This window comes from Pseudarthrobacter sp. S3 (genome assembly GCF_050156905.1).
Taxonomy (GTDB): Bacteria; Actinomycetota; Actinomycetes; order Actinomycetales; family Micrococcaceae; genus Arthrobacter.
In genome coordinates, this window is record NZ_CP189583.1 from 2713251 (window position 1) to 2737383 (window position 24133).

The following is a 24133-nucleotide window of genomic DNA, read 5'->3' on the forward strand; positions in this document are numbered from 1 at the left end:
CGGGCCACTGCTGTTTCCTGGGCCGCTATTTACGGCCGATGAACCAGTCCTGGAGCTTGCGCAGCCTGGACTGGAGCTGCTCCTCGTTCGCCTGCGCCACCGGCGGGCCGCCACAAACCGTCCGCAGCTTCGTGTGCACCACACCGTGCGGGGTTCCGGTCCGCGCCGACCAGGCCGCCACGTTTTTGGCCAGCTCGTTGCGCAGGTCCATCAGCATCCGGTGGTCCGGTATGGCCGGAGCCGCGGCGGCCGGCTCGGCTGCCGGTGCGCGCCTGTTTTTGCGGTTGAGCTGTTCGTGTTGGCGCTGCCGCAGCAGCGTCCCCACCTGTTCGGCGTCCAGCAGCCCGGGGATGCCCAGGAAGTCCAGTTCATCCTCCGAGCCCACCTCACCCCCGGTGCCGAACTCGCCGCCGTCGAACAACACCCGGTCGAAGGACGCCTGCGAGTCGAGGGCCTCGAACGTGCCCTTGGTGAGGCTGTCGGACGCCTTGTCCTCCCGGTTGGCCTCTTCCATCAGCGAGTCCTCGGGATTGAACAGGCCGTCGCTGTCCTCTTTCTCGGGTCGGTCCAGCGCGTGGTCGCGTTCGGCCTCCATCGAGTTGGCCAGGGCCATCAGCGTCGGCACGGACGGCAGGAAGACCGAAGCGGTTTCGCCGCGTTTCCGGGCACGCACAAAGCGGCCCACCGCCTGGGCAAAGAACAGCGGTGTGGAAGTGGATGTCGCATAGACGCCGACGGACAGCCGGGGCACGTCCACACCTTCTGACACCATCCGGACGGCTACCATCCACCGCTTCTCGCTCACGGTGAATTCCTCGATCTTGCTGGAGGCCTTGGCATCGTCGGAAAGAATCACGGTGGGCGATTCGCCGGTGATCCGTTTCAGCTGCCCGGCATAGGCCCTGGCGTCGTCGTGGTCCGTGGCGATGACCAGCCCGCCGGCGTCCGGAACCGTGCGGCGCACTTCGCTGAGCCGTTTGTCCGCCCCCGCCAGGACCGCCGGAATCCATTCCCCGGCCGGGTTCAGAGCCGTGCGCCACGCCTGCGATGTGATGTCCTTGGTGACCGCGGCCTCGCCGAGGGAAGCCGCCATTTCCTCGCCGGCACTGGTGCGCCACCGCATCTGGCCCGAGTAGGCCATGAACATGACCGGGCGCACCACGTGGTCACGCAGGGCGTTGCCGTAGCCGTAAGTGTAGTCAGCTTTCGAGCGCCGGATGCCGTCCTTGTCCTGGGCGTATTCAACAAACGGGATGGGCGAGGTGTCGGAGCGGAACGGCGTCCCGGTCAGGGAGAGCCGCCGTGCCGCAGGGTCAAACGCTTCGCGGAGGCCATCGCCCCAGGACAGTGCTTCGCCTCCGTGGTGGATTTCGTCAAGGATCACCAGCGTCCGGGCGGCCTCGGTCTTGGCCCGGTGCAGCATGGGCTTGCTCGCCACCTGGGCGTAGGTGACAGCCACGCCAACAAATCCGCGGCCGTGTTGGCCGTCGGAGTTCTTGAAGTTGGGGTCGATGGCGATGCCCACCTTGGCCGCGGCGTCGGCCCACTGCCGTTTCAGGTGGTCCGTAGGCGCCACAATGGTGACCCGGTTGACCGCCCCGGATTCGATGAGCATGGAGGCCACGCGCAACGCGAAGGTAGTTTTACCGGCGCCGGGAGTTGCTACGGCCAGGAAGTCGCGGGGATCGGTCCTGAAGTAGAGGTCAAGGGCTTGCTGCTGCCAGGCACGGAGTTTTTGGGCGGTTCCCCAGGCTGCGCGTTCCGGATAAGCCGGTGGCAGGGTGGGGCCGCCAAAGAGCGTCTCCGTCACTATTTGTTGTTGCCCGAGTCCCCTCCGGGACCCTTGCCGCCGTCATTACCCGGGCGGAGGCCGTCATAAACCTCTTTACACATGGGACAGACCGGGAACTTCTGCGGATCCCGGCCCGGCGTCCACACTTTGCCGCAGAGGGCAATGACAGGATCACCCGACAGCGCGGATTCCATGATCTTTTCCTTGCGCACATAGTGCGAGAAGCGTTCCCGGTCACCGGGCTCCACTTCCTGGCGCAACTCTTCGCGCTCGATGGTTGCCGTGGACGTTCCAGCCCCGGAAAGCTCGCGCATCGGGTCGTTCTCGAGAGGGTCCGTCATGCTAGTCATGGCATCCATCTTAGCGTCCCGGGAGGGCGGACGTTCGACGGCGGGAGGACCGTTTTGCACTCACCGCACCGTCCGTCGTCGCCGGTTCCCCGCAACGCCGGTTCCCGCCCGCCCGCAGTGTGTGGCCGGAATTACAGCTCCTGCCAGTCAGGTTTGTGATCGTACGTGTGCCGGTAGAAGTCGGCGAGCTTAAGCGACGACGCCGCGGCCTCATCCACCAGGATAGTGGCGTGCGGATGGAACTGGAGGACCGAAGCCGGGCAGATGGCGGCAACGGGTCCTTCCACGAAGTCGCGGACCGCAGGCGCCTTCTGCGCCCCGGTAGCGATGAGGACAACGTGCCGTGCCTCGAGGATGGTGCCCAGACCCTGGGCCACCACGTGGTGCGGCACCTCTGCCAGGCTGGTGAAGAACCGGGCGTTGTCGCGGCGGGTCTGCTCGATCAGCGTTTTGATGCGGGTCCGGGATGCGAACGAGGACCCGGGCTCGTTGAATCCGATGTGGCAATCCGTACCTACGCCCAGGAGCTGCAGGTCCACCCCGCCCGCTGCCCGCATGGCATCTTCGTAGGCTCGGCAGGCGGCGGCCAGATCCCCGGCCGCCCCGTCGGGAGTATGGACGTTACCTTCGTCGATGTTGACCCGGCTGGTGAATTCCCGCCGTATGACTTCCCGGTAGGACTCCGGATGCCCGTGGGCCAGCCCCACGTATTCGTCCAGGGCAAAGGCGTGGGCCTTGCTGAAGTCCAGCCCGTCACGCTGGTGCCTAGCCGCCAACTCGTCGTAGACGGGCAGCGGAGATGACCCCGTGGCCAGGCCCAGTACTGCGGCGGGCTTGCGCCGGACCAGGGCCTCGATCGCGTCAGCGGCCAGCATGCCGATCTGTTTGCTGCCTGGAAGGATGACGACTTCCATGTCCGGCCGCCTTTCTGGTGCTATACGGAAATCAGCGGTTGATGGTCAGCTGGGCCAGCAGTTCAGGCCCACGGGCGTCAAGCCATTTTCCGCCCAACCTTACTCCGGCCACAAAAAGGCCAAGCCCCAGGAACAGGCCCACTGCAAGGTTGGCCCATCCGAAGAGGAGATTCCCGGTAACACGCTGGGCTATCAGCAAGACGATCTCCGGCAGGACCAGCAGTCCCAGGATGCCCATGCCGGCAAACTGCACGGCCATGGTCTGGCCCACGTTGCCCGGAGGCTTTTTGAACGGGCTGTCGCCGGGCAACGGGACCGTGACGGTGTAGCGGGCCGACACCACGGACGACAGCCCCAGGCCCGTAAACAGGATGCCCAGGCTCAGGCCCAGCTGGCCCGGCAGTTCTGCCCAGCCGCCGGTAAAGAAACATTGGCCCACCGCAAAGACCAGCACCACAGGCAACGCCAGTGCCAGGCAGGCCAGCGCCCGCCCCAACCGGTCAGCCACACCGCGGACGCCAATGGCCACATGCAGGGCAAAGGCCGTGTTGTCGTAGGAGACGTCCGCCGAAATGGACCAGGCCAGCAGGAACGCTGCCAAGGGTGCCGCGAACGCCAGTGACCCGTAATCACCTGACCTGCTGCCCTGGAACACCAGCAGGATGGGCAGCAGCGGGACCACCACCAGGGAACCGGCGTAACGGGGATCGCGCAGCCAGTACGTAAGCGACCTCGCCGTCACGGCCCCGGCCGGAGTGGCTGGGAACAGGGCGAACAGGCCCAGTTTCCCTCCCTTACGGCTCCCACTGCCGGCGTAGGGCGGCGTAACCAGGGCCTGTTCCAGCAGGATCTTCCAGCACCAGGCAAGAGCACCGAGTGTGGCCACCGCGATGAGGAATTTCAGGACAGCCTCCGCCGGGCGTCCGGACCCAACATCGCCGCCGAGGGACCACGCCGCGCCCAGGGGCGTCCAGGACAGGGTGGCTGCCAGATCCGGCAGGAAGCCCGCTGATGCCACAACTCCCCGGCCGATTCCGGCCACGATGGGGCCCATCAGGACCAGCGGGATCATGAACGCAATGGAGCTGACATCCTTGAACCTGCGGGACGATGCAAGGCTGGCGGTTCCAGTGGTGACCACCTTGGACACTACAACGCAGGTCAGGACGCCAACAGAAGCACCCGCCAGGGCCGCACCGGCGGCGAACGGGCCGTGCGAGAAGGTCCAAACGGTAACGAGGGACACTAGCAGCGTGGCGAACCCGGGAATGCCTATCAGGCCGCCAAGGGCCAGTCCGGTCAGCAGCTGGCGCATTGGCACCGCGAAGGTGCTGAAACGTGCAGGATCCAGGGTCATGTCCACGGCGGAGACTGCGACCGGGATGAGCGCCCAGCCCAGGACTGCTGCCGACCCGCCCAGCACCACCGCCGTGTGGGCCAGTTCCGGATCGGCCCGGCGCAGCAGTACCAGCGCCATCACCAGAGCACCTACGATTCCGAGCGCGTAGAGGCCGCCGATGGCCAGGCCCACAAGCTGCCATGGACTGCGGCGAAGGCCATTGCGCAGCAGGGTCAGCTTCAGCCTTAGAAGGTGCGCAACCATTCCAGGCCTTCCGTGTGGTTGCGTCCGCCGACAAGCTGGACAAATCTTTCTTCCAGCGTTGCCCCGGAACGTACTTCGTCCACGGTCCCGGCAGCGAGGAGCCGTCCGGCCGCCACCACGGCGACGTGGTCGCACATGCGCTGGACCAGGTCCATAGCGTGGCTCGAGACGATCACCGTCCCGCGGGACGCTACATAACTGTCCAGGATGGACCGGATGTTGGCCGCCGAGACAGGATCCACGAACTCGAAGGGTTCATCGAGCACCAGCAGCCGCGGCGCATGGATCAGGGCCGAGGCCAGGGCGATCTTTTTGGTCATGCCGGCGGAATAGTCCACCACGAGGGTCCCGGCGTCCTGCGCCAGGTCAAGGGCCTCCAGCAGCTCACCCACCCGGGCTGCGACCACATCCTTGTCCATCCCCCGCAGGAGCCCGGCATAGGTGACCAGCTGTTCGCCGGTGAGCCGGTCAAAGAGGCGCACGCCGTCAGGGAGGATGCCCATCAGCTTCTTTGCCTCTAATGGACGCGACCAGACGTCCACCCCGTGCACAACGGCTGTGCCGAAATCCGGACGCAGGAGGCCGGTGGCCATCGACAGCGTGGTGGTCTTGCCGGCACCATTGGGCCCTACAATGCCAAAAAACGAACCCGCCGTAACGTCCAGGCTGATGCCGTCGACGGCGATTTTTTCACCGAAGCGCTTGGCGAGCCCGCGGATGGACAGGGCAGGCACGGGCCCGGTGTGCGCCACCGGATCAGAGTGGGGACCAGGATGCGGAGCAGTCATAACGCCAGCCTAGACCCAGGACCCTGTCGACCGGGTCCACCCGCAGGAGTAAGGCCAAAGGCGTAGGCGAGCCTAGAACGAATGCCGCGGCAGGGCCCGTTCGTACTGTGGCGCCCAGGGGAGGTCATGCCCAAGTTCAAAAGCCGCCCGGAGCCACCAGTGCGGGTCCCGGAGCGCGGCCCGGGCAATAAACACGCCGTCAGCCTGCCCTGTGGCCACGGCATGCTCCGCCTGGCCCGCGGAGGTCAGCAGGCCCACGGTGCCCGTGGGGACGCCGGCCTCCCGGCGGATGCGCGCGGAGAACTCCGTTTGATAACCCGGACCCGGATCGATGTCCTGGTGGGCAACTGCCCCTCCGCTGGAGACATCGATGAGGTCCACCCCGCGCTCCGCCGCCTGCGCGGCCAGCCGGACCGAAGCCTGGGCATCGACGCCGCCCGGCGCCCAGTCCGTGGCTGAAATCCGCAGCAGCAGGGGCATGGATTCAGGGATGATGCTGCGCACGGCGTCAACGACGGCGAGCACCAGCCTGTTGCGGCCAGCCTCGTTCCTGCCCCAGGAATCCGTCCGGGTATTGATCAGCGGGCTTTGGAACTGGTGCAGGAGGTAGCCGTGCGCACCATGGATTTCCACAGTATCGAAGCCGGCGTCAACCGCCCGCACGGCGGCCGCCGCGAAATCGGCAATAACGTCCTGGATCTGCGCCTCGGTCATTGCGGCGGGTTCGGCATAGCCGTCGAAAGCGAGCCCTGACGGACCCACTGTGGGCCAGCCGCCGTCGGATTCCGGCACGCTCCCCCGCTGCCCGGCGAACGGCCAGTAGGTGGACGCTTTCCGGCCTGCATGGGCAAGCTGGGCACCGATCTTCGTTTCCGCCGCGCCATGCCGGTGCACGAACGACGTGATCCGCTGCCAGGCCTCGGCCTGCTCGTCGTTGTACAGCCCGGCGTCCCGGGGGCTGATCCTGCCGGCTGCATTCACGGCTGCCGCTTCGGTGAGGATCAACGCGGCGCCGCCCGCGGCGAAGGAGCCCAGATGCATCAGGTGCCAGTCGTTCGGAACCCCCGGGGCGCCGTCGGGCCCGCAGCTGTACTGGCACATCGGGGAGACCCAGCCGCGGTGCGTGAGCTCCAGGGAACGGAGCCTGAGCGGCTGGAACAGGGCCGGCACTAGAAAAGCACCCTGGCGAGTCCTTGGCGTGCCTTGGCAACCCGGGGGTCGGAGGTACCCACCACGTCAAAGAGTTCCAGGAGTCGTACCCGGGCGGTCTCCCGTTCCGGGCCGAAGTTCCGGCCGATGAAGCTGACCACGCGGTTCAGCGCGTCCTCCACGTGGCCGCCGGACACATCAAGGTCCGCCACGCCCAGCTGGGCAGCCAGGTTGTCAGGCTCGTTGGCGCCGACGGTACGCAACGCTTCCGAGTCCTCGGCGGAGAGCAACTGGAGCCGGGCCATCAACTCCACCTGAGCGAGGCCTGCCTTGGCCTCGGCGTCGGCGGGCATTTCCAGCAGGGCCTGGCGGTAGGCTACGGCTGCTGCCTCGTAGTCGCCTGCCTCAATGGCGTCGAAGGCGGCCTGGTGCAGCGGCGGAAGGGGCGCGGGTTCGGTTTCCGGCGGCGTACCGCCCCCGCCGAGGCTGCCCGTGACACCGTTGGCGGCCGCCACTTTGAGCAGTTCATCCAGGAGTGGCCGGATCTGGGCTTCATCGGCGCCACCCTGGAAGAGCGGTACGGGCTGGCCCTTGAGCACGGCGACGGCGGTGGGCACGGCCTGGACCTGGAAGGCCTGTGCAAGCTGCGGGAAGGCTTCGATGTCCGCCGCCCCCAATACGAGGCGGCCACCGTAGCTGTTGATGACCCGCTCCAGCGCATCGAGCATCGCGGCGGATTCCGGCGAGTACGCCGCCCACAGCGCGAAGACCACCGGCACCTGGGCGGAAAGCTCCACGAGTTCCTGGAAATTGCCCTCGGTGACAGTGACCCGCAACGGCGCCGCGCCGTCGTCGGGCGCTGCGGAACCTGCCTCCGGGCTTGCACCTTTGTCCCCTGAAACCGGCGGATTGCCGGCAGCCGCAGCAGGTGCCTGGCGCTGTTTCAGGGCTGAAAGGTCGACGGCGCCACGCAGGTTAAGCAGGCTGGCAGCGGCTGGAGGGACTGGGCGGGAAGCTGGCGAACTCATGCTTTCCACTCTAGCCACTCCGGCCGCTGCCGGGGGTACTGCTTCAGGGACTGGACCCTGCGTGCCTATTTGAAGCTGGCGCCTACCAGCCCTCGCGTTGCGGCCACCAGCTTGATGGGATCCGTCGAACCTGCCGGCGGGACGTAGACCGCCATTGATTCTGCAAAGTTCAGCACCATGCCGGTGGTGGTCTCCTTGCCGCCGGCGAGCGCCGCGGCGTCGTCGCCGATGGTCAACTTGTCACCGGAGGCTTTGGGCGTGCCATCAAAGCCGAAGTTGATCCGGCCCAGCACCAGCGCCCCGCCGTCAGCCGTCCTGAACACCACGGTGCTTTCCGGCACTACCTTGTGGGTGAAGGAGAAGTTCCCGTTTTCGCCCGACTTGACCACCTCGGCCTGGTACGAGAGCGTGTCGGCGATGTACGGCGAGGATGCGCCCTCCACCAGTTTGTCCTTGAAGCTCGACTCTGAATTGGTCAGGCGGTCGGCCAGCCCGGCCAAGGCCTCTTCACCGCTGTACAGCAGACCCGATTTGTCGTTGGCGGCGAGCGTGTCGGTGCCGTTTCGGACGATGGCGGGGAAGGTGGTTCCCGGCTGCAGCGGGGTGGTCTCGGTCAGCTTGTAGTTCTCCCGCGGGGAGGGCTGGACGAGGGTGAGCAGCTGCGGGACGACGTTGCCGTCACCCTGCGTAACTGCGAGAACCGAACGGGGCCAGGTCCGGTCGCTGGTGACCACCGTGGTGAGGAGCTTTGTGGAACGGACGGGCATCCGGGCTTCATAGGTGCCCACCTGGGAACGGATCTTGTAGTTCTGGGTACGGACCTCAAGCTCCGTCCCGGCGACCCGCTCTGCAAGCTTGGCTGCGTCCTTCGCGGCGTCGCCGGCGTCGGTGGCGCTGGAGACCTGCTCCAGGATTCTGCGGAACTGGGCGTCCAGAAGGACCGGCGCGGCCGTCTGGGCGGCCTCCGGTGCCGCAGATCCGGTGGCGGGCGCCGGGGCGGGTGTGGTGGCCGCGTTCGCAGCAACACCCGTTCCGGCCACAACAAGGGCGGTCACTGCGGCGGTGACCATGCCGCCGGAAACCATGCCGAGCCGTGCGGAGGACTTTGCCTCAGCCTTGGCCTGGGCACGCCGGGCGAACAGGCTGCCCTTGCCGTCACCGTCACCGTCGCGCTTGCGGGCGGACATGACCAGCAGGGCGACGCCGGCCAGGATCAGCAGGCCGCCAATCACCATGAGCGGGACGGCCCACGGGGTGGAGGTGTCGTTCGGGAACGTCATTGAGATCGACGAGGGTGCGGGCTTGGTGCCATCGGACGCCAGCAGCAGTGACCATTCGCCGTCGGCCGGCGGCGTCCACGAGTACTCCAGCTCACCGCTCGAGTTCTCAGTGGAAACCCAGAGATCGGATCTGGACGGATTTGGCGCTGTTGCGTCGCCATCGGTGTGCTCAACCTGCAGGGATTTGTTGTCCTCGGAAACCCCCGTGATGGTGTTGTGGGCCGTCGGGCCCACCCAGGCATCCACGTCGTCAGGCCGGCCGACGGCGAGCAGGAAGTTGCCGTCGCCCTCGATTTTGATCTTCACCGTTCCGCCCTGCGCGGTGCGCAGGTTCTGGTCGATGACGGCCAGTGGAGCCTCCGCGGCATCTGCCGGGACGGAAGCCGTGAAGGTATCGGAGGGAGCCCAGATTGTCTTTTGGCCGATTCCGGCCAGAAGTGTCAGGAGGCCGAGCAGCACGAGTGCAACTGCAGTCTTGAAGCGCAAAGGAAACACCTATCATTCGCGGGGGTTTACTTTCAATAGTAACCGTTTTGTTACCAGAACCCCCGTTTGGGCGCCGGAGGAGTCCGGAAACAGGCCAGCCCGGGCGGCCCGGCGGGCGCCCTCGCTCCTGTTGACAAGGCTGCTGATAGTGTTTGCGATGATCATCACACCGGCCCGCATACGCGGCGCCACGCACGGAACAGGCCCCATTAACCAGTGACTGACAAGACGGAAGAGTCCTCCACGGGACACGAAAATCAACCGGCCGCTGACGCATTGGAATCCTCGCCGGACGTCCCTGCCACCGCGAAGCGACGAGGGCCCGCCGCTGTGGCCTTTGGGCAGCTGGCGCGGCGCCTGCGCCAGCCGCTGCCGGGCGCCCAGCCCAGGCGCCGGTTTGAGTTCCCGCCGGAATACAACGACACGGAAGAATCTGCCGCCACCGACGTCGACGAGTCCGCCGGGACGCCCGAGCAGTTCGGCCCTCCGGGTCCCCAGATGTCGATGCAACATCCCCTCTATATGGGCTTCATGGGAACCGTCGGCGTCGGCCTTGCCCTGCTGGTCTACTGGATTGGCTCCAACACCACGCAGCTGCTGCTGTGGATCGTGGCTGCCCTGTTCATTGCCCTCGGCCTGGAACCTGTGGTCGGCTGGCTGGAGAACCGCCGGATTCCCCGCCCGGCCGGCATTCTACTGGCCGTACTGGTCCTGGTGATGGCCGTGGGCGGGTTCTTCGCCACCCTCATCCCCACCATCGTGGAACAGGTCACCCAAATCGTGGTGCAGGCACCCACCTGGGTACGGGACTTCATCGACTCTGAATTTTTCCGCACCGTGGACGACCAGTTCGGTGTGCGAGACCGCATCAACGAGGAACTCGACAAGTTCGTCAAAAACCCCGATGCGATGGGCGGGATCTTCGGCGGCGTGGTGGGCTTCGGTTCCACCCTGGCCAACGGCCTCTTCGGCACGTTGATCGTCCTGGTCCTGAGCCTGTATTTCCTGGCAGCCCTTCCGGCCATGAAGAAGTGGGGCTACCGGCTTGCCCCACGGTCACGCCGGGCCCGGGTGGAAGCCCTTTCCGAAGAAATCACCCGCTCCGTAGGCAACTACGTGATCGGGCAGGCCTGCGTGGCATTGCTCAATGCCACGTTTGCGTTCATCGTGATGTCCATCGTGGGTGTTCCGTTCGCCCTCTTGCTGGCCTTCGTAGTGGCCCTGCTGGCCTTTATCCCCCTGGTGGGGGGCATGATCGCCGGCGTCGTCGTTGTGCTGATCGCCGTGACGGTCGGGTGGCAGACGGCCGCCGTCTACGGCATCTGCTACTTCGCCTACCTCCAGTTCGAGGCCTACTTCATCTCGCCCCGCATCATGCAGAAAGCCGTGGCCGTACCTGGTGCCGTTGCCGTCATCTCCGTGATTGCCGGCGGCAGCCTTTTGGGGGTCCTGGGCGCACTCATCGCCATCCCGACGGCGGCCGCCATCCTGCTCCTGATCAAGGAGATCTACATCGTCCGCCAGGACAAACACTGACAGACAGAAACCCTTGCGGGCGTGCTAGGCAGCTGAGGTAGCCAATGGGCCGTTCCACACCTGCGGCAGGCCCTCGGGACCGGAACCTGCTTCCGTCACATCATCAACGATTTCATTGAGCACGCGGGAAGCGTACTTCTCCCCTACCCAAAGGTGCTTGGCGCCATCCACCCCCACCACTCTGGCCAGCGGCACCAGTCTGAAGCGTTCAGCGGCGGCCTCGGGCTGCAGGTAGTCGTCATGCTCCGGAACGAGCACTGTGAGCGGCTTCGCGGAGTCTGCCCAGAGGCGCAGGTGGGCGTCGGTGGCACGGTGCAGCGGCGGCGACAGCAGCACGGCACCTTCAATTTGGCTGGCAACCGGCTCAACGGCACCGTACATCAACGCCAGTTCGGTACCGAAGGACCAGCCCACCAGCCACCGGTTGGGCAGTTGGCGTTCGACTGCGAAACGCACCGCCGCCTCTACGTCCTGCCGCTCGCCGATCCCCTCTTCGAAGGAACCCGCGCTGGTTCCCCGCGGCGAACCGGTCCCGCGCGTGTTGAACCGAAGCACGGCGACGCCGGCGAGGGCAGGAAGCCGGTACGACGCCTTGCGGTACACGTGCGAGTCCATAAAACCGCCGTGCGTTGGAAGCGGATGCAGGGTGATCAGCGTCGCAGTGATCGGGCCGGACTCGGGCAGCGCCAGTTCCCCGACCAGAATGTGGCCATCCTCGGTGCGTAGCTCGATGTTCTCCCGCCGGGCCGGCAGCACCGTTGACGCGCGGATGGGTACGGGCCCTGATGGCTGGCTGAATTCATACGACGCCGGATCAAAAGTCATGCCTGCCAGCTTAGCGACTTCCGGAGTCCCCCAGTCGCGGTGCCCCGGATCGTAGCGCGGCTTTACGGGGCGCCGTTCGCCCGGGCTATTCAAAGTCAGCGGTAACGGTAGGTCCGGGACAGCCAACAGTTTGTGTGCCAGTGCCGGCGCTCGGCCAGCCCTGCCGCGGCACCGAAAATATGATCATCTTTCCACACCACCAGGTGGGCGATGCCGGGGACAACAGCGGTGGAGCATCCAGGGCAAACGTACGTCTTTTCCGCGTTTCTGGCGGTCATCGTCCTGACCATCCACTCGCCGTCGGGCGCGCTTTCCCGCCGGGCGATTCCAGCCCGCGCCCGCTCCAAATCCAGCTCAGGAACGTCGCTGTTGCCCTTCTTGCCGGCCGGCTTTCCGGCAGCTATGCCCGGCCTTCCGGAGGCAGGTCGGCGGGGGCGGTTGGAACGGGGCATGCCTCTATTCTGCCCCAGCCCCGGTAGTGTGTACGGCGTGCGACTTGTCATAGCCCGATGTTCAGTTGATTACGTTGGCCGGCTCAAAGCCCATCTCCCCCTAGCCACCAGGCTCCTGCTGGTCAAGGCCGACGGCTCGGTGCTGGTTCATTCCGACGGCGGCTCGTATAAGCCACTGAACTGGATGAGCCCGCCCGCCACCCTGCGGGTGTCCTCGCCGGAGGACATTGACCTTGAGCTTGGCGTCACGGAACAGTGGACCGTCCAGTCGGCCAAGACCGATGACCGCCTGATCATCAATATCCACGAGCAGTTGCACGAGTCCTCCCACGACCTTGGGCTGGATCCCGGTCTGATCAAGGACGGCGTCGAAGCTGACCTCCAGCGCCTGCTCGCCGATCAGATTGAGACCCTCGGCTCAGGCTTTTCACTCATCCGGCGCGAATACTTCACGGCCATCGGCCCCGTGGACATCCTGGCCCGCGACGCCAGCGGGGCCACCGTGGCCATTGAGCTGAAGCGGCGCGGCGACATCGACGGCGTGGAACAGCTCACCCGCTACCTTGAACTCCTGAACCGGGACCCGCTGCTGGCCCCGGTTCGTGGCATCTTCGCTGCCCAGCAAATCAAGCCGCAGGCCAAGGTGTTGGCAAACGACCGCGGCATCGACTGCATCACGCTGGACTACGATGCAATGCGCGGTGTGGACGACAGCGATTCCCGGCTTTTCTGAGGCCCGCAACCCGCTTTTCTGGAGCCGGGTGTCCGCACCGGCGCCGGCATTCGGCCCTGACAAGGGGATTCATCCGTTTTATCGGCTAAATTTGCGGTATTGACCGTTCAGAAGCGTTGACCTGACGGAATCGGCGTGAAATTCTTAGACCAGTCTTTGTGTAGGTGTTTTTCATGCTCGCAAGACATGTTGCGAGCGCGAAGCTCCTGCAGCGCATGTTCCCAGGAACGGCATTGAAGGATTCTTCTCGCGGAGTGACCGAGTCCTGCACGAGGTGTGCCGGACTTAGACAAGTCCCATAATGAGGAGAAATAAATGGCACAGGGAACCGTCAAGTGGTTCAACGCTGAAAAGGGCTTCGGCTTCATCACCCCGGATGACTCCGATGGCGATGTCTTCGTTCACTACTCGGAAATCCAGACCGGTGGCTTCAAGACCCTCGACGAGAACCAGCGCGTTCAGTTCGAAATCGGTCAGGGTGCCAAGGGCCCCCAGGCTACCGGCGTAACGCTGGTCTAGTCCCCCGCCCAGCGGCCACCATCTGCGCGGCCTCCACCGAAGAGAAGCTCCCCGGCACCCGCGCCGGGGATCTTTTCTTTGTCCACCGGCGCTCTTTTATCCACTGTGACTGTCCAGTCGCAAATCGTTCGGGCCGCTGCGGGGATCAGCTTCCCTGGCCCACCAGGCCCCGAATCAGCCGTGCCCCCTGCTGCAGCGAAAGGCCGGGCAAATAGGCCCGGGTGAGCGCCCGTCCGATCGCCGGCAGCTGCAAAGGATCCTGATAATACAAGTAAAGCGCCCGGTATTCAGGTTTGAAGCGTGATTTGAAAGCGGCCAGGGACCGGAACCCGTAGACCGGTTCGAGGGCGTGGCCCACAACATCGAGGATCCGGACGAGGTTCTCTGCCTGCACCGGCTCCCCCGGTGTTTCGTCGCCGGGCCGGCTGGCGAGCGGTGACCCGGAGAGCGAGATCACCTCCACGGATTCGCGCAACTCCAGGACTGCCGAAGCGATCAGGAACTCCATCACCCCGGGAAACCCGTCGGCACCCCGGCGCATGACGTCCAGCGTGCGGCTGACCAGCGTCCCGCCGTCGTAAACGGGCAACCAGCTCGTTACGCCGTGCACGTGGCCCTCGCCGTCCACGGCGAGGCAGCAGAGCACTTCGTCGTCCATCAGCTCATCCATGCCGCCGAGCGTGAATCCCATTTCCGGAACTGATTTGCCCGCCGCCCATTCCTCCGACACTTCGCTGAGCCGGGCACGGAGGGCGGAGGGAAGCCCGTGGTAGGTACCCCAAACGGCTTTGACGCCCATCTTGGCGGCGCGGTTGCGCGCAGTCCTGACGTTCTGCCATTCTTTGCCGGAAAATTCGAGGTGCCGGACGGACAGCCTGGTCTCCTGCGCCACGGACACTCGCTGGAACCCCCGGTCCTGCAGGAGTGGCCACAGCGTGTCATCGCACGAGTAGAACGCCGGGCTGAGCGCCCGGTTGCCGCAATACGAGAGAAACCCTTCTGCGGTCTGCTGGCGGGCATCCGCCGCGCCGAAGGGGCCCGCCAGCGTCAGGGCAACACTGCCGTGCAGCTGGTAGGCCACCGCACCGCATCCGTCCGGGCTAAACCAGTACCGGTTGGGTTCCCAGAGAGCCATCCACGACAGCGACTCGCCGCCCTCGTGCAACAGCGTCCGCGCTGCCGCCCTGTCATCGTGGCCCGAATCACTGCCATGGTGCCGTCCTAGGAGCACGGACCAGACTCCGGCCAACGCAACAAGCCAGAAGACCGGTCCGGAGTAGGCAAAAATCAGGGCCTCGAGGCCGTCCCGATCAGCAAAAACCCGGTGGTAGAGATTCGGCAGTGGAACCGGCAGATACTGCCTGGAAAGTTCAGCAAGCAAGCCCAGCAGGCCGCCGTCGCGCGTCATTCCCCCCGCGGCAAACCAGGCCACTGCATAGCTCCCGGCCAGCAGGAGCCAGACGCCGCCCACCACCCCTAGGAGCCGACGGCGGGCGGCCGGGATTGTCTCGACGCGAAACTGCAGGCGGTTGGCCCAGAGCAGGATTGCCAGCAGCAGTGGGACGATCACCAAAGGCAGGATGTGAACAAAACCCGAACCCATGGCGGCAGTATGAGGACGCGCGGGATAGAGCGGGATCAGCGCAAACAATGCCAGGTAGACGGCCGCCATCGCCGTGACCGCTACTTGGAGCGCCAACGTGATGTGCAGGGCCATGCGGCGGCCCCGGCGCATTCCGTCAGCACAAATGAGGAGCAGAACCACCGGTACCACAGCCAGCGCGAGGCCGAAGGGGCCGGCAAAGCCCGTCCGCCCCATCTCGAGGCAGGATGCCTCCACTGTTGCTCCACAGTTGGCTTCGAGCTGGCCGAGTGTGGGCATGGGGTTCAGCACCACGTCCCGGAGCAGCGCCAGGGGGCCGGTGGGCGTCCGGGCAACGGCGGTCAGGATAGGTCCCACAGCGAACACGGCCACCGTGAGGGCGAGGAGGTTCCTGGTTTCCCTGCCGCTCGAACGCGGCGGGTGAAGCTGGCCGTGGTCGCCCTGGTTCCACCAGCTGGCGGCGAGACCCACCACGGCCCCTACCAGGCCGATGACGGTCTCGGCATGCCCCACATACAGAACCAGCAGGAGCGACACCGAGAGCAGCGCCGTCCGCAGCCGGCGCCGCCACAGGACAGGAACCCTGCCGCTCGCGGCCAGGGACGCTGCCAGCACAGCGGCGTAGGGCCCGATCAGGCTGTAGTCCGCCATCAGCCCCAGCCAGCCGTCTCCCGCATACCTCGCCAACTGGGTCAGGAGCAGAAAGACCGTAACAGCAGCAAACTGGCCGCCAAGGAAAAACGCTGCAGTCTGAAGCAGCCCAAGGGTCCTCTCGGCCAGGCCCAACAGCAGCAGGATCATCAGGGACGCCACCAGATAGGCCAGCGGGTTCGTGGCAAAGAACAGCGACGTCATAAGGGCCCACCAGTTGCCCGCCTTCAGGCCAGGGGCGCTGACGCCTGCGACGGAAAGAAGCTCCTCAGGCGGTCCGCTGAGGAAGCTGCCGGTTACCGCCCCGACCAACAGGAAAATGCCGAGGATGCTGAGCGTCAGCGGCACCGACCGCAGGTAATCCCCCAGCCGTCGGCAAGCCGGAAGCAGGACCGTTGACCAGAGCAAACCCGGCGCACGGGATTCGCCTGCTTCCCTCATTTCGCCCACCCCCCGTGTGCAGCCAGCAGCTCAAGCCCGTTGCCCATGCCGGGAGTCAGCACGTCCCATGAGTGGCCAGTGTGAGCCACGACGTCCGAGCCGACGGTGAAACCTGCCCCTGAAGACGCCGCCTCAAGGGTCCGCATATTTAGCACAAACTCCGGGTCGGTGGCCCCGGCCGCGAAATACGCCACGCTGCCAGGATACTGGCGCTCCTTCAACAGGGTCAGCGGTACCTGGGCGTCAAACGCGGCGGTGTCGCCGTGGAAAGCTGCGTCAACCGTTTTCTGGCGTTCCTTGGCCAGGGCTGGCTCAATCTCGCTGGAGAAGGCCAGAACGCCCGTGTACACCTCCGGGTGGCGGGTGCCCATCTGAACTGCACACGTGGCACCAAAGCTGAAACCGCCGATGGCCCATTGCCGGTGATCGGCGTCCACGTCCAACATTGCTGAAATCCATGCGGGCACGTCAACGGAGAGGTACGTGTCCGCCTTGGCGATGGCGCTGTCCATGCAGAGGTTGTTCGCTGACTGGCTGCCGTTGGGATCAACCACCACAACAACCGGCGCCACTCCCCCGTGCCGGGCGGCGAAAGTGTCCATGCGTGCCCTGAGCGACCCGCCGGTCAGCCAGTCGGCGGGGCCGCCGGGCTGGCCGGGCACCAGAACCAGCACCGGAAGGCTGGGACGGTTCGAAGCAAAGTAGGCCGGTGGAAAGTAGATGTAGGAGTCGCGGGCCTGGAGGCCCGAGGCGGTTCCTGGAATGGATGCGGTGCGGAGAACGCCATCGGCGGGGAGCTCAGTGGCCGGTTTCCATCCGTCCAGAGATGTTGCCGGGCCGTTCGGCTGGCGCATTAACTCCTGTTCCAGGGCCGGGATGCGGCTCAGCGCCGTTCCCGTCAGGTCCGCAACTGTCCGGTTGAGGCCGAAATAGGCGTTGATCTGCACCGCGGCAAGCAGCACCACTGCCAAGAGGGCAAGCACATCCAGCGCACGGCGGCACCAAGACGCCGTGCGAAGCCGGAGCATCACCAGCAGGAGTGCGGCCACAGCGGGAAACACCCACGCCAGGACGTCGAACGGTAGTTCTTCGGGGAACGTTGAGGCCCAATAGATGAGGACCCAATGGACCAGGAGCACTGCGACGGCTGCGGCAGCCACTGAGGCGGCAACACTGAGGAACCAGCGGCGGCGGCGAAGGGCGCGCGGGCGCCAGATCAGGGACAGTGCGGCGGCGGCACCAAGGACCCAGGCGGCCCAGTACACCGGTCCGTCGGTCAACCGGATATCAGCAATCCAATCCACGTGGCTAGCGCCAGGTACCCACGCCGATGACCGGCCCGGCTTCCAGCCAGGAGGACAGTCCCGTGTAGGCATCGAATTTCATGGCCAGCCGCAGATCCTGGCCTTCGTATCGCAACTCGACAATAACGACGTCCGGCTGGACCTTCACAGCCTCGGCCTCGGTGGGTTTGCGACGGCCCAGCAGCTCCAGGGAGCTGCGCTTGAACTTGTGTTTGGGGCGCACGCTCAAGGAAAGCAGCCGGAACCACTCAAGGTCGTTGTCCTGGTAACGACAAACCCCCATCTGCCAACTGTTTCCAGCGATGCAAATGGAGGCGTCCACCGTGCCCAGGGCGCGCCGCAGATTGAAGCGGCGCACCCCCGAAAGGCACAGTGCGAAAATCAGCAATCCGAAAACGATTGCCAAGGCGATGAACGTAAAAGTGGGCGCGTCCATCAGGGTCGTGCTAGCGGATCCCAGCAGTAGCCGCGTCACCCAGTTGGGCGTTGTCAGCAACAATCACCACGCGGTTGTTGTCGACGGAGAAAAATCCGCCGTCAACAGCCACGGCAATGCGGTTCCCGGAAACCGGCTCAATGGCCAGTTCCCCTTCGGCCAGGATCGCCAGCAGGGGCGAGTGGCCGGGCAGGATTCCGATCTCACCATCACTGGTGCGGGCCTTGACCATCTTGGCCGCTCCGGACCACACGAAGTGGTCCGCTGCGACAATCTCAACCTCAAGCTCAGCCATATTACTTGGTCTGTTCCTGGATCTTGGCCCACTGGCGCTCAACATCGTCCAGGCCGCCGACGTTGAAGAACGCCTGCTCTGCAACGTGGTCAAGCTCGCCGTCGCAGATGGCAGTGAAGCCTTCAACCGTGTCCTTGATGGTGACGGTAGAGCCCTCGACGCCGGTGAACTGCTTGGCGGTGTAGGTGTTCTGGGAGAGGAACTGCTGGATACGGCGTGCACGCGACACAACGATCTTGTCCTCTTCCGACAGTTCGTCAACGCCAAGGATGGCGATGATGTCCTGGAGTTCCTTGTTCTTCTGCAGGATCTGCTTCACGCGGACAGCCGTGTTGTAGTGGTCCTGACCGATGTACTGCGGGTCCAGGATACGGGACGTCGACGTCAGCGGGTCAACGGCCGGGTACAGACCACGGGAAGCAATTTCACGGGAAAGTTCCGTGGTTGCGTCGAGGTGTGCGAAGGTCGTGGCCGGGGCCGGGTCGGTGTAGTCATCTGCGGGAACGTAGATGGCCTGCATCGAGGTGATCGAGTGGCCCTTGGTGGACGTGATGCGCTCCTGGAGGAGGCCCATCTCGTCAGCCAGGTTGGGCTGGTAGCCCACGGCCGACGGCATGCGGCCGAGGAGGGTGGAAACCTCGGAGCCTGCCTGGGTGAAGCGGAAGATGTTGTCGATGAAGAGCAGCACGTCCTGGTTCTGCACATCGCGGAAATACTCCGCCATGGTCAGGGCAGACAGTGCAACTCGAAGACGCGTTCCCGGCGGCTCATCCATCTGGCCGAATACAAGGGCGGTGTCCTTGAGGACGCCTGCCTCTTCCATTTCGACCCAGAGGTCGTTACCTTCACGGGTACGCTCGCCAACACCGGCGAATACAGAGGTACCACCGAAGTTACGGGCCACACGGGTGATCATTTCCTGGATCAGAACCGTCTTGCCCACGCCGGCGCCGCCGAACAGGCCGATCTTTCCACCCTTGATGTACGGGGTGAGAAGGTCAATGACCTTGATGCCGGTTTCCATCATCTCCGTGGAACCCTCAAGCGTCGCAAAGGCCGGGGCCTTGCGGTGAATGGGCCAGCGCTCGGTGATCTCGAGTTCGGCCTCCGTCACGTCAAGCGGCTGTCCGAGGACATTGAAGATGTGCCCCTTGACGACGTCGCCGACGGGCACGGAGATGGGGGCACCGGTATCCACCACAGCGGTACCGCGGACCAGTCCGTCGGTTGCCTGCAGGGAGATGGCGCGAATCACGTTGTCGCCGAGGTGCAGGGCAACCTCGAACGTGATGGTCTTGGTCTCACCGTTGAGGGTAATCTCGGTGGTGAGTGCGTTGTAAATCGAGGGGATTGCGTCAGCCGGGAATTCGACGTCGACAACCGGGCCAATAACACGTGCAATACGGCCGGTAGCACCGGTCGTCGCGGCTACGTGTTCGGTAGCAGTGGCAGTCATCTCTCTCACTTCACTCAGTAGATGGCGTGGGGTTAAGTTTGTTCTTTAGTGCAGGTACAGCTGGACCGGACCGGGCTAGGACGCGTTCAAGGCGTCGGCACCGGCAACGATTTCAGAAAGCTCCTGCGTAATTTCAGCCTGTCGGGCTGTGTTGCGCAGACGCGTGTACTTCTTGATAAGGTCCGTGGCGTTGTCGCCGGCAGACTTCATCGCCCGCTGGCGGGCTGCAAGCTCGGAAGCTGCGGCCTGCAACATGGCGGCAAAAATGCGTGACTCGATGTAGCGCGGCAGCAGGGCATCAAGGACCTGTTCCGCCTCCGGCTCGAATTCGTAGAGCGGCAGGAGGTCCGACTCGGACGCCGCCTGCTCTTCAACAACCTCGAGCGGAAGCAGCCGGATAACCGTCGGCTCCTGCATCACCATGGACTTGAAGCGGGTGTAAACGACATGGATCTCGTCCACGCCACCCTCTTCATAGTCTGTCGCGAAGGCTTCGAGCAGTGCCGCGCCGACTTCACGTGCAGTTCCAAACTCGGGCGCATCCGTGTTGCCGGTCCACACCCGCTCGTAAGGAAGGGTGCGGAAGTCAAAGTACGCCTGCGCCTTGCGGCCCATCACATACGTCTTGACTTCTTTGCCCTCTCCGCGGAGCAGTTCGTTGAGGCCAACCGCCTGCTTAAGCACACTTGCCGAATAGGAACCGGCAAGGCCGCGGTCAGCACTGATGACCAGGACGGCGGCCCGGCGGATCTGCTCCGGTTCGGTGACCAACGGGTGGTCGATTTCGCTCTGGCTCGCGACAGCAGAAACGGCACGCGTAATCGCGTTTGCGTAAGGCAGTGAAGCCGCTACGCGTGCGCGGGCCTTGCCAATGCGCGAGGTAGCGATCAGTTCCATCGCCTTGAAGATCTTGCGCATCGACGTGGTCGAGCTGATCTTCTGGCGGTAGACCCGAATCTGGGCTCCCATACTTTTCCTTTCCTAAGATCCCGATGGCCGGGACTGCCGGAACCTCAAAGGTCCCGGCAGTCCCTGCCAGCGAAACTAGCGCTTCTGCTTGACGATTTTTTCCTGGTCAACGGCACCCTCGGAGATAGCGTCGTGCTCCTCGTGGCCGGCGCCTACCAGGCGGTTGTCACCTTCACCGAAGAAGCCCTTTTTGAAGGCCACGATTGCAGTCTTCAGTGCTTCGGCAGTGTCATCGTCCATAACGTTAGTCTGCGCCAGCGTGGTCAGGATGGAGGACTTGTGCTTGAGGTGCTCCAGGAATTCGGTCTCAAAGCGGTTGATGTCCTCAACCGGAACCTCGTCGAGGTAGCCGTTGGTACCGGCCCAGATGGACACAACCTGGTTCTCGATCGGGAACGGAGAGTACTGGCCCTGCTTGAGCAGCTCCATCAGGCGGGCACCACGGGTCAGCTGCTGGCGCGATGCGGCATCAAGGTCCGAAGCGAACATGGCGAAAGCCTGCATGTCGCGGTACTGGGCCAATTCCAGCTTCAAAGTACCGGAGACCTTCTTCATGGACTTGACCTGTGCAGCACCACCAACGCGGGACACAGAGACACCCACGTCGACAGCCGGACGCTGGTTAGCGTTGAAGAGGTCCGACTGCAGGAAGATCTGGCCATCGGTAATGGAGATCACGTTGGTCGGGATGTAGGCAGAGACGTCGTTTGCCTTGGTCTCGATGAGTGGCAGGCCGGTCATCGAACCGGCACCGAGCTCGTCAGAGAGCTTGGCACAACGCTCCAGCAGGCGGGAGTGCAAGTAGAAGACGTCGCCCGGGTAAGCTTCGCGTCCCGGCGGGCGGCGCAGCAGCAGTGACACTGCACGGTACGCCTCGGCCTGCTTGGAGAGGTCATCAAACACGATGAGAACGTGTTTGCCGCCGTACATCCAGTGCTGGCCGATGGCCGAACCGGCGTACGGTGCCAGGTACTTGAAGCCTGCGGGGTCAGACGCCGGGGAAGCCACAATGGTGGTGTATTCCAGAGCGCCGTTGTCCTCAAGGGTCTGACGGACAGCCGCAATGGTGGAGGCCTTCTGACCGATTGCCACGTAGATGCAACGCACCTGCTTGGTCACGTCGCCGGAAGCCCAGTTGGCCTTCTGGTTGATGATGGTGTCGATAGCGATTGCCGACTTGCCGGTCTGGCGGTCACCGATGATCAGCTGACGCTGGCCGCGGCCGATCGGGATCATGGCGTCGATAGCCTTCAGACCGGTCTGCATCGGCTCGTGGACCGACTTACGCTGGGTCACGCCGGGCGCCTGGAGTTCCAGAGCACGGGTGGTTTCGGCCTTGATCTCGCCGAGGTCGTCGATGGGCTGGCCCAAGGGGTCAACCACACGGCCGAGGAAGGCGTCGCCTACCGGTACGGACAGAACCTGACCCGTGCGGTGGACTTCCTGGCCCTCTTCGATTCCGGTGAAGTCACCGAGTACGATGACACCGATCTCGCGGACGTCAAGGTTCTGGGCCAGGCCCAGGGTGCCGTCTTCAAAGCGAAGCAGCTCGTTCGCCATGACCGAGGGAAGGCCCTCAACACGGGCGATGCCGTCACCTGCGGTTGTTACACGGCCAACCTCTACGCGCTCTGCGTTTCCGGGTTCGTAGGACGCCGCGAACTCGTTCAACGCATTACGGACGTCGTCGGCGTTGATGGTCAATTCGGCCATCTGCAGTCCCTGCTCTCCTGTTTTCGTGATCATCGTTGCTCACGATGACCGGGGTTTCGTTTCGTTAAGTTGTGCTTGTCCGGCTAACCGGCCAGTTGGCGGTGAAGCTGACCCAGCCGGGTTATAACCGAAGCGTCAAGCACTTCGTCACCCACCTGGACGCGGATTCCACCGATCAGTTCAGGATCAACGGTGAGGTTGATCTTGAGCTCGCGAGCGTACAGGGAATTAAGCCCTGACTGGAGGCGGGCGAACTGCGTTTCCGTCAAAGGACGGGTGACACTGACCGTTGCAATCCAGCGCTGCTGCCGCTTGGCTGCCAGCTCGGCGAACCGGGCTAGCAGCATGGTCGGCTTGATGCCGCGGGGCTGGGAAACCGCCTGCGCAATGAGGACGTTTGCTGCCTCGCCTGCGCCGGGATGCAACTTCTGCGCCAACCCGGTCTTCGCTGCAGCACTGGCCTGCGGCTCAGACAGAGCACGTTGTACCTCGTGGTTGGAGGCAACGGCCTGGTTGAAGGAGAACAGATCGTTCTCCAGCTCTTCCAGCCCAGAGATTCCGGAGGCAGAAACGGCCGACTTGTTTTCAGCAACGGCGATAACCACCGTTGCGGCAAGCGTCTCGAGTGCATCGCCGATATCTCGGGCCGATGCCCAGCGTGAACTGGCCAGTCCGCCCGCGATGTCCGCAGCCTCAGCGGAGACTTTTCCGCCAACCAGCTGCCTGACAAGCGCCGACTTTTCGTCACCGGTGCGGGACGGGTCAGTCAGGGCGCGGCGCAAGCCAGCCGAGCTGTCCACCGTTCCCAGGATTCCGAAGAGTTCCTTAGCCAACTGCAGCGAGGCCAACGGAAGCTTTGCTTCCAGTTGGGTCAGCGCCTTGGTCAGCGATTCGCTCGATACACCTGACATTACTTAGCTGCACCTGCGTTCTGGTTCTCCAGATCTGCCAGGAAGCGGTCAACCACACGGGCAGAACGCTCGTCATCGTTGAGTGCTTCGCCAACGATGCGGCCTGCCAGCGTGGTGGCCAGCGTGCCCACCTCGGAGCGCAGGGACACAACTGCGGCCTGGCGCTCCGATTCGATCTGCACGTGTGCCTGTGCCGTGATGCGGGCAGACTCAGCGGCAGCCTTTTCCTTCAGATCTGCAAGAATCTGGGCGCCTTCAGCACGGGCTTCCTCGCGGATGCGGTTAGCTTCCGCGCGGCCTTCCGTGAGCTGCTGCTTGTACTCTTCGAGTGCTGCAGAAGCCTCTGCCTGCGCCTTTTCTGCCTTGGCAATGCCACCTTCAATGGCCTCGGCACGCTCTGCAAACGTCTTCTCGAACATCGGGACAACGAACTTGACCACGATGAACATGAGGACAGCAAAGCCGACGAGGACAACGCCCATTTCCCAGACGTTGGGAACGAGCGGGTTGGTCGCCTCGGCGCCTTCCACGGCGGCTGAGATGATCGTTTGATACATAATTCACCCGTCCTTATCTACTCGGTTCTGGATGTTCGCTTGGTTCTGAAGGTTTACTTGAGAACGAAGGCGAAGACCAGGCCGAGGATGGCGAGGGCTTCAGTCAGGGCCAGGCCGAGGAATGCGATCGGCTGCAGGACGCGCTGGGCCTCCGGCTGACGTGCTACGCCGTTGATGTAAGCGGCGAACACGAGACCCACACCGATACCACCACCGATGGCGGAGAGGCCGTAGCCGATGAGGTTGAGGGAGCCGTTGATGGAGCCTTCCATTTTTCTTCCTTTCAAGATGCCACCCATGTGGCAGGTTGTTTGGGTTGCTTCATCCCCGTGAGGGGAAGAT

Annotated in this window: 23 protein-coding genes; 3 read left to right on the top strand and 20 right to left on the bottom strand. The window is 64.3% G+C overall.

The annotated features are described in order from the left end of the window. Positions 1-25: 25 nt before the first annotated feature. From ACQCSV_RS13010 to ACQCSV_RS13045, 8 genes are all read right to left on the bottom strand, one after another. A complete protein-coding gene (locus ACQCSV_RS13010) occupies positions 26-1810 on the bottom strand; it encodes a DEAD/DEAH box helicase (protein ID WP_354153638.1) in 1785 nt (594 codons plus the stop codon). Then, on the bottom strand, positions 1810-2151 hold the full coding sequence (locus ACQCSV_RS13015; RefSeq protein WP_354153637.1) for a DUF3039 domain-containing protein: 342 nt from the start codon (positions 2149-2151) through the stop codon (positions 1810-1812). Before ACQCSV_RS13015 ends, ACQCSV_RS13010 begins: the two co-directional genes overlap by 1 nt. 122 nt (positions 2152-2273) lie before the next feature. Then, positions 2274-3056 carry a glucosamine-6-phosphate deaminase gene (gene nagB / locus ACQCSV_RS13020; protein WP_354153636.1) on the bottom strand — a complete coding sequence of 261 codons (783 nt, stop codon included), beginning with the start codon at positions 3054-3056 and terminating at the stop codon, positions 2274-2276. A gap of 31 nt (positions 3057-3087) precedes the next feature. Further along, entirely contained in the window at positions 3088-4659 is a 1572-nt protein-coding gene (locus ACQCSV_RS13025; protein ID WP_354153635.1) for a transporter, read from the bottom strand. Beyond that, the gene (locus tag ACQCSV_RS13030; protein WP_354153634.1) at positions 4641-5447 is read right to left on the bottom strand and encodes an ABC transporter ATP-binding protein; all 807 of its coding nucleotides are present in this window, start codon (positions 5445-5447) and stop codon (positions 4641-4643) included. Before ACQCSV_RS13030 ends, ACQCSV_RS13025 begins: the two co-directional genes overlap by 19 nt. Positions 5448-5519: 72 nt before the next feature. After that, entirely contained in the window at positions 5520-6617 is a 1098-nt protein-coding gene (locus ACQCSV_RS13035) for an NADH:flavin oxidoreductase/NADH oxidase (protein WP_426938543.1), read from the bottom strand. After that, complete coding sequence (locus tag ACQCSV_RS13040; protein ID WP_426938544.1) at positions 6617-7624, bottom strand: co-chaperone YbbN; 1008 nt, start codon at positions 7622-7624, stop codon at positions 6617-6619. Before ACQCSV_RS13040 ends, ACQCSV_RS13035 begins: the two co-directional genes overlap by 1 nt. Positions 7625-7689: 65 nt before the next feature. After that, positions 7690-9390 (bottom strand): hypothetical protein, encoded by a 1701-nt coding sequence (locus ACQCSV_RS13045; protein WP_354153631.1) that lies wholly within the window; start codon positions 9388-9390, stop codon positions 7690-7692. Positions 9391-9606: 216 nt separating this feature from the next. Between ACQCSV_RS13045 and ACQCSV_RS13050 the strand changes: the two genes are divergently transcribed. Further along, a complete protein-coding gene (locus ACQCSV_RS13050) occupies positions 9607-10926 on the top strand; it encodes an AI-2E family transporter (RefSeq protein ID WP_354153630.1) in 1320 nt (439 codons plus the stop codon). A gap of 24 nt (positions 10927-10950) precedes the next feature. Here the strand turns inward: ACQCSV_RS13050 and ACQCSV_RS13055 are convergent, their stop codons facing one another. Together ACQCSV_RS13055 and ACQCSV_RS13060 are read right to left on the bottom strand one after the other, a co-directional pair. Continuing rightward, a complete protein-coding gene (locus tag ACQCSV_RS13055; RefSeq protein WP_354153629.1) occupies positions 10951-11751 on the bottom strand; it encodes an alpha/beta fold hydrolase in 801 nt (266 codons plus the stop codon). A 95-nt stretch (positions 11752-11846) separates the two neighbouring features. Beyond that, positions 11847-12203 carry an ATP/GTP-binding protein gene (locus ACQCSV_RS13060; protein ID WP_354153628.1) on the bottom strand — a complete coding sequence of 119 codons (357 nt, stop codon included), beginning with the start codon at positions 12201-12203 and terminating at the stop codon, positions 11847-11849. 37 nt (positions 12204-12240) lie between these two features. Between ACQCSV_RS13060 and nucS the strand changes: the two genes are divergently transcribed. Both nucS and ACQCSV_RS13070 read left to right on the top strand, forming a co-directional pair. After that, positions 12241-12936, top strand: coding sequence for an endonuclease NucS (gene nucS / locus ACQCSV_RS13065; RefSeq protein ID WP_282328956.1), 696 nt, complete (start codon positions 12241-12243; stop codon positions 12934-12936). Between the two features lie 315 nt (positions 12937-13251). Then, entirely contained in the window at positions 13252-13455 is a 204-nt protein-coding gene (locus ACQCSV_RS13070) for a cold-shock protein (protein ID WP_011692441.1), read from the top strand. A 145-nt stretch (positions 13456-13600) separates the two neighbouring features. Here the strand turns inward: ACQCSV_RS13070 and ACQCSV_RS13075 are convergent, their stop codons facing one another. The 10 genes from ACQCSV_RS13075 to atpE all read right to left on the bottom strand — a co-directional run bounded on the left by ACQCSV_RS13075 (position 13601) and on the right by atpE (position 24063). After that, entirely contained in the window at positions 13601-16150 is a 2550-nt protein-coding gene (locus ACQCSV_RS13075; protein WP_426938545.1) for a bifunctional lysylphosphatidylglycerol flippase/synthetase MprF, read from the bottom strand. Further along, positions 16147-17454 carry an alpha/beta hydrolase-fold protein gene (locus ACQCSV_RS13080; RefSeq protein WP_354153626.1) on the bottom strand — a complete coding sequence of 436 codons (1308 nt, stop codon included), beginning with the start codon at positions 17452-17454 and terminating at the stop codon, positions 16147-16149. Before ACQCSV_RS13080 ends, ACQCSV_RS13075 begins: the two co-directional genes overlap by 4 nt. Before the next feature lie 4 nt (positions 17455-17458). After that, positions 17459-17890, bottom strand: coding sequence for a DUF2550 domain-containing protein (locus ACQCSV_RS13085; protein ID WP_185260918.1), 432 nt, complete (start codon positions 17888-17890; stop codon positions 17459-17461). Between the two features lie 10 nt (positions 17891-17900). Then, complete coding sequence (locus tag ACQCSV_RS13090) at positions 17901-18185, bottom strand: F0F1 ATP synthase subunit epsilon (protein ID WP_056349400.1); 285 nt, start codon at positions 18183-18185, stop codon at positions 17901-17903. Between the two features lies 1 nt (position 18186). Continuing rightward, positions 18187-19641: a F0F1 ATP synthase subunit beta gene (gene atpD, locus ACQCSV_RS13095; protein WP_058932017.1), complete on the bottom strand. Its 1455-nt coding sequence runs from the start codon at positions 19639-19641 to the stop codon at positions 18187-18189. Positions 19642-19716: 75 nt separating this feature from the next. Continuing rightward, positions 19717-20610: a F0F1 ATP synthase subunit gamma gene (locus tag ACQCSV_RS13100; protein ID WP_282328949.1), complete on the bottom strand. Its 894-nt coding sequence runs from the start codon at positions 20608-20610 to the stop codon at positions 19717-19719. Positions 20611-20685: 75 nt separating this feature from the next. Next, positions 20686-22323, bottom strand: coding sequence for a F0F1 ATP synthase subunit alpha (gene atpA, locus ACQCSV_RS13105; protein ID WP_354153625.1), 1638 nt, complete (start codon positions 22321-22323; stop codon positions 20686-20688). An 83-nt stretch (positions 22324-22406) separates the two neighbouring features. Then, positions 22407-23234 (bottom strand): F0F1 ATP synthase subunit delta, encoded by an 828-nt coding sequence (locus ACQCSV_RS13110; RefSeq protein ID WP_354153624.1) that lies wholly within the window; start codon positions 23232-23234, stop codon positions 22407-22409. After that, positions 23234-23791 (bottom strand): F0F1 ATP synthase subunit B, encoded by a 558-nt coding sequence (locus ACQCSV_RS13115; RefSeq protein WP_354153623.1) that lies wholly within the window; start codon positions 23789-23791, stop codon positions 23234-23236. The genes ACQCSV_RS13110 and ACQCSV_RS13115 overlap by 1 nt, the downstream gene beginning before the upstream one ends. A 53-nt stretch (positions 23792-23844) precedes the next feature. Next, positions 23845-24063, bottom strand: a complete 219-nt coding sequence (atpE, locus tag ACQCSV_RS13120) for an ATP synthase F0 subunit C (protein ID WP_003804776.1) — start codon at positions 24061-24063, stop codon at positions 23845-23847. Positions 24064-24133: the final 70 nt, after the last annotated feature.

Excerpts from the sequence above, each read along its gene's own strand:
- ACQCSV_RS13015 (WP_354153637.1), bottom strand. The coding sequence starts at position 2,151 with ATGGATGCCATGACTAGCATGACGGACCCTCTCGAGAACGACCCGATG.
- nagB (WP_354153636.1), bottom strand. The coding sequence starts at position 3,056 with ATGGAAGTCGTCATCCTTCCAGGCAGCAAACAGATCGGCATGCTGGCC.
- ACQCSV_RS13025 (WP_354153635.1), bottom strand. The coding sequence starts at position 4,659 with ATGGTTGCGCACCTTCTAAGGCTGAAGCTGACCCTGCTGCGCAATGGC.
- ACQCSV_RS13030 (WP_354153634.1), bottom strand. The coding sequence starts at position 5,447 with ATGACTGCTCCGCATCCTGGTCCCCACTCTGATCCGGTGGCGCACACC.
- ACQCSV_RS13040 (WP_426938544.1), bottom strand. The coding sequence starts at position 7,624 with ATGAGTTCGCCAGCTTCCCGCCCAGTCCCTCCAGCCGCTGCCAGCCTG.
- ACQCSV_RS13055 (WP_354153629.1), bottom strand. The coding sequence starts at position 11,751 with ATGACTTTTGATCCGGCGTCGTATGAATTCAGCCAGCCATCAGGGCCC.
- ACQCSV_RS13060 (WP_354153628.1), bottom strand. The coding sequence starts at position 12,203 with ATGCCCCGTTCCAACCGCCCCCGCCGACCTGCCTCCGGAAGGCCGGGC.
- ACQCSV_RS13070 (WP_011692441.1), top strand. The coding sequence starts at position 13,252 with ATGGCACAGGGAACCGTCAAGTGGTTCAACGCTGAAAAGGGCTTCGGC.
- ACQCSV_RS13075 (WP_426938545.1), bottom strand. The coding sequence starts at position 16,150 with ATGAGGGAAGCAGGCGAATCCCGTGCGCCGGGTTTGCTCTGGTCAACG.
- ACQCSV_RS13085 (WP_185260918.1), bottom strand. The coding sequence starts at position 17,890 with ATGGACGCGCCCACTTTTACGTTCATCGCCTTGGCAATCGTTTTCGGA.
- ACQCSV_RS13090 (WP_056349400.1), bottom strand. The coding sequence starts at position 18,185 with ATGGCTGAGCTTGAGGTTGAGATTGTCGCAGCGGACCACTTCGTGTGG.
- atpD (WP_058932017.1), bottom strand. The coding sequence starts at position 19,641 with ATGACTGCCACTGCTACCGAACACGTAGCCGCGACGACCGGTGCTACC.
- ACQCSV_RS13100 (WP_282328949.1), bottom strand. The coding sequence starts at position 20,610 with ATGGGAGCCCAGATTCGGGTCTACCGCCAGAAGATCAGCTCGACCACG.
- atpA (WP_354153625.1), bottom strand. The coding sequence starts at position 22,323 with ATGGCCGAATTGACCATCAACGCCGACGACGTCCGTAATGCGTTGAAC.
- ACQCSV_RS13110 (WP_354153624.1), bottom strand. The coding sequence starts at position 23,234 with ATGTCAGGTGTATCGAGCGAATCGCTGACCAAGGCGCTGACCCAACTG.
- ACQCSV_RS13115 (WP_354153623.1), bottom strand. The coding sequence starts at position 23,791 with ATGTATCAAACGATCATCTCAGCCGCCGTGGAAGGCGCCGAGGCGACC.
- atpE (WP_003804776.1), bottom strand. The coding sequence starts at position 24,063 with ATGGAAGGCTCCATCAACGGCTCCCTCAACCTCATCGGCTACGGCCTC.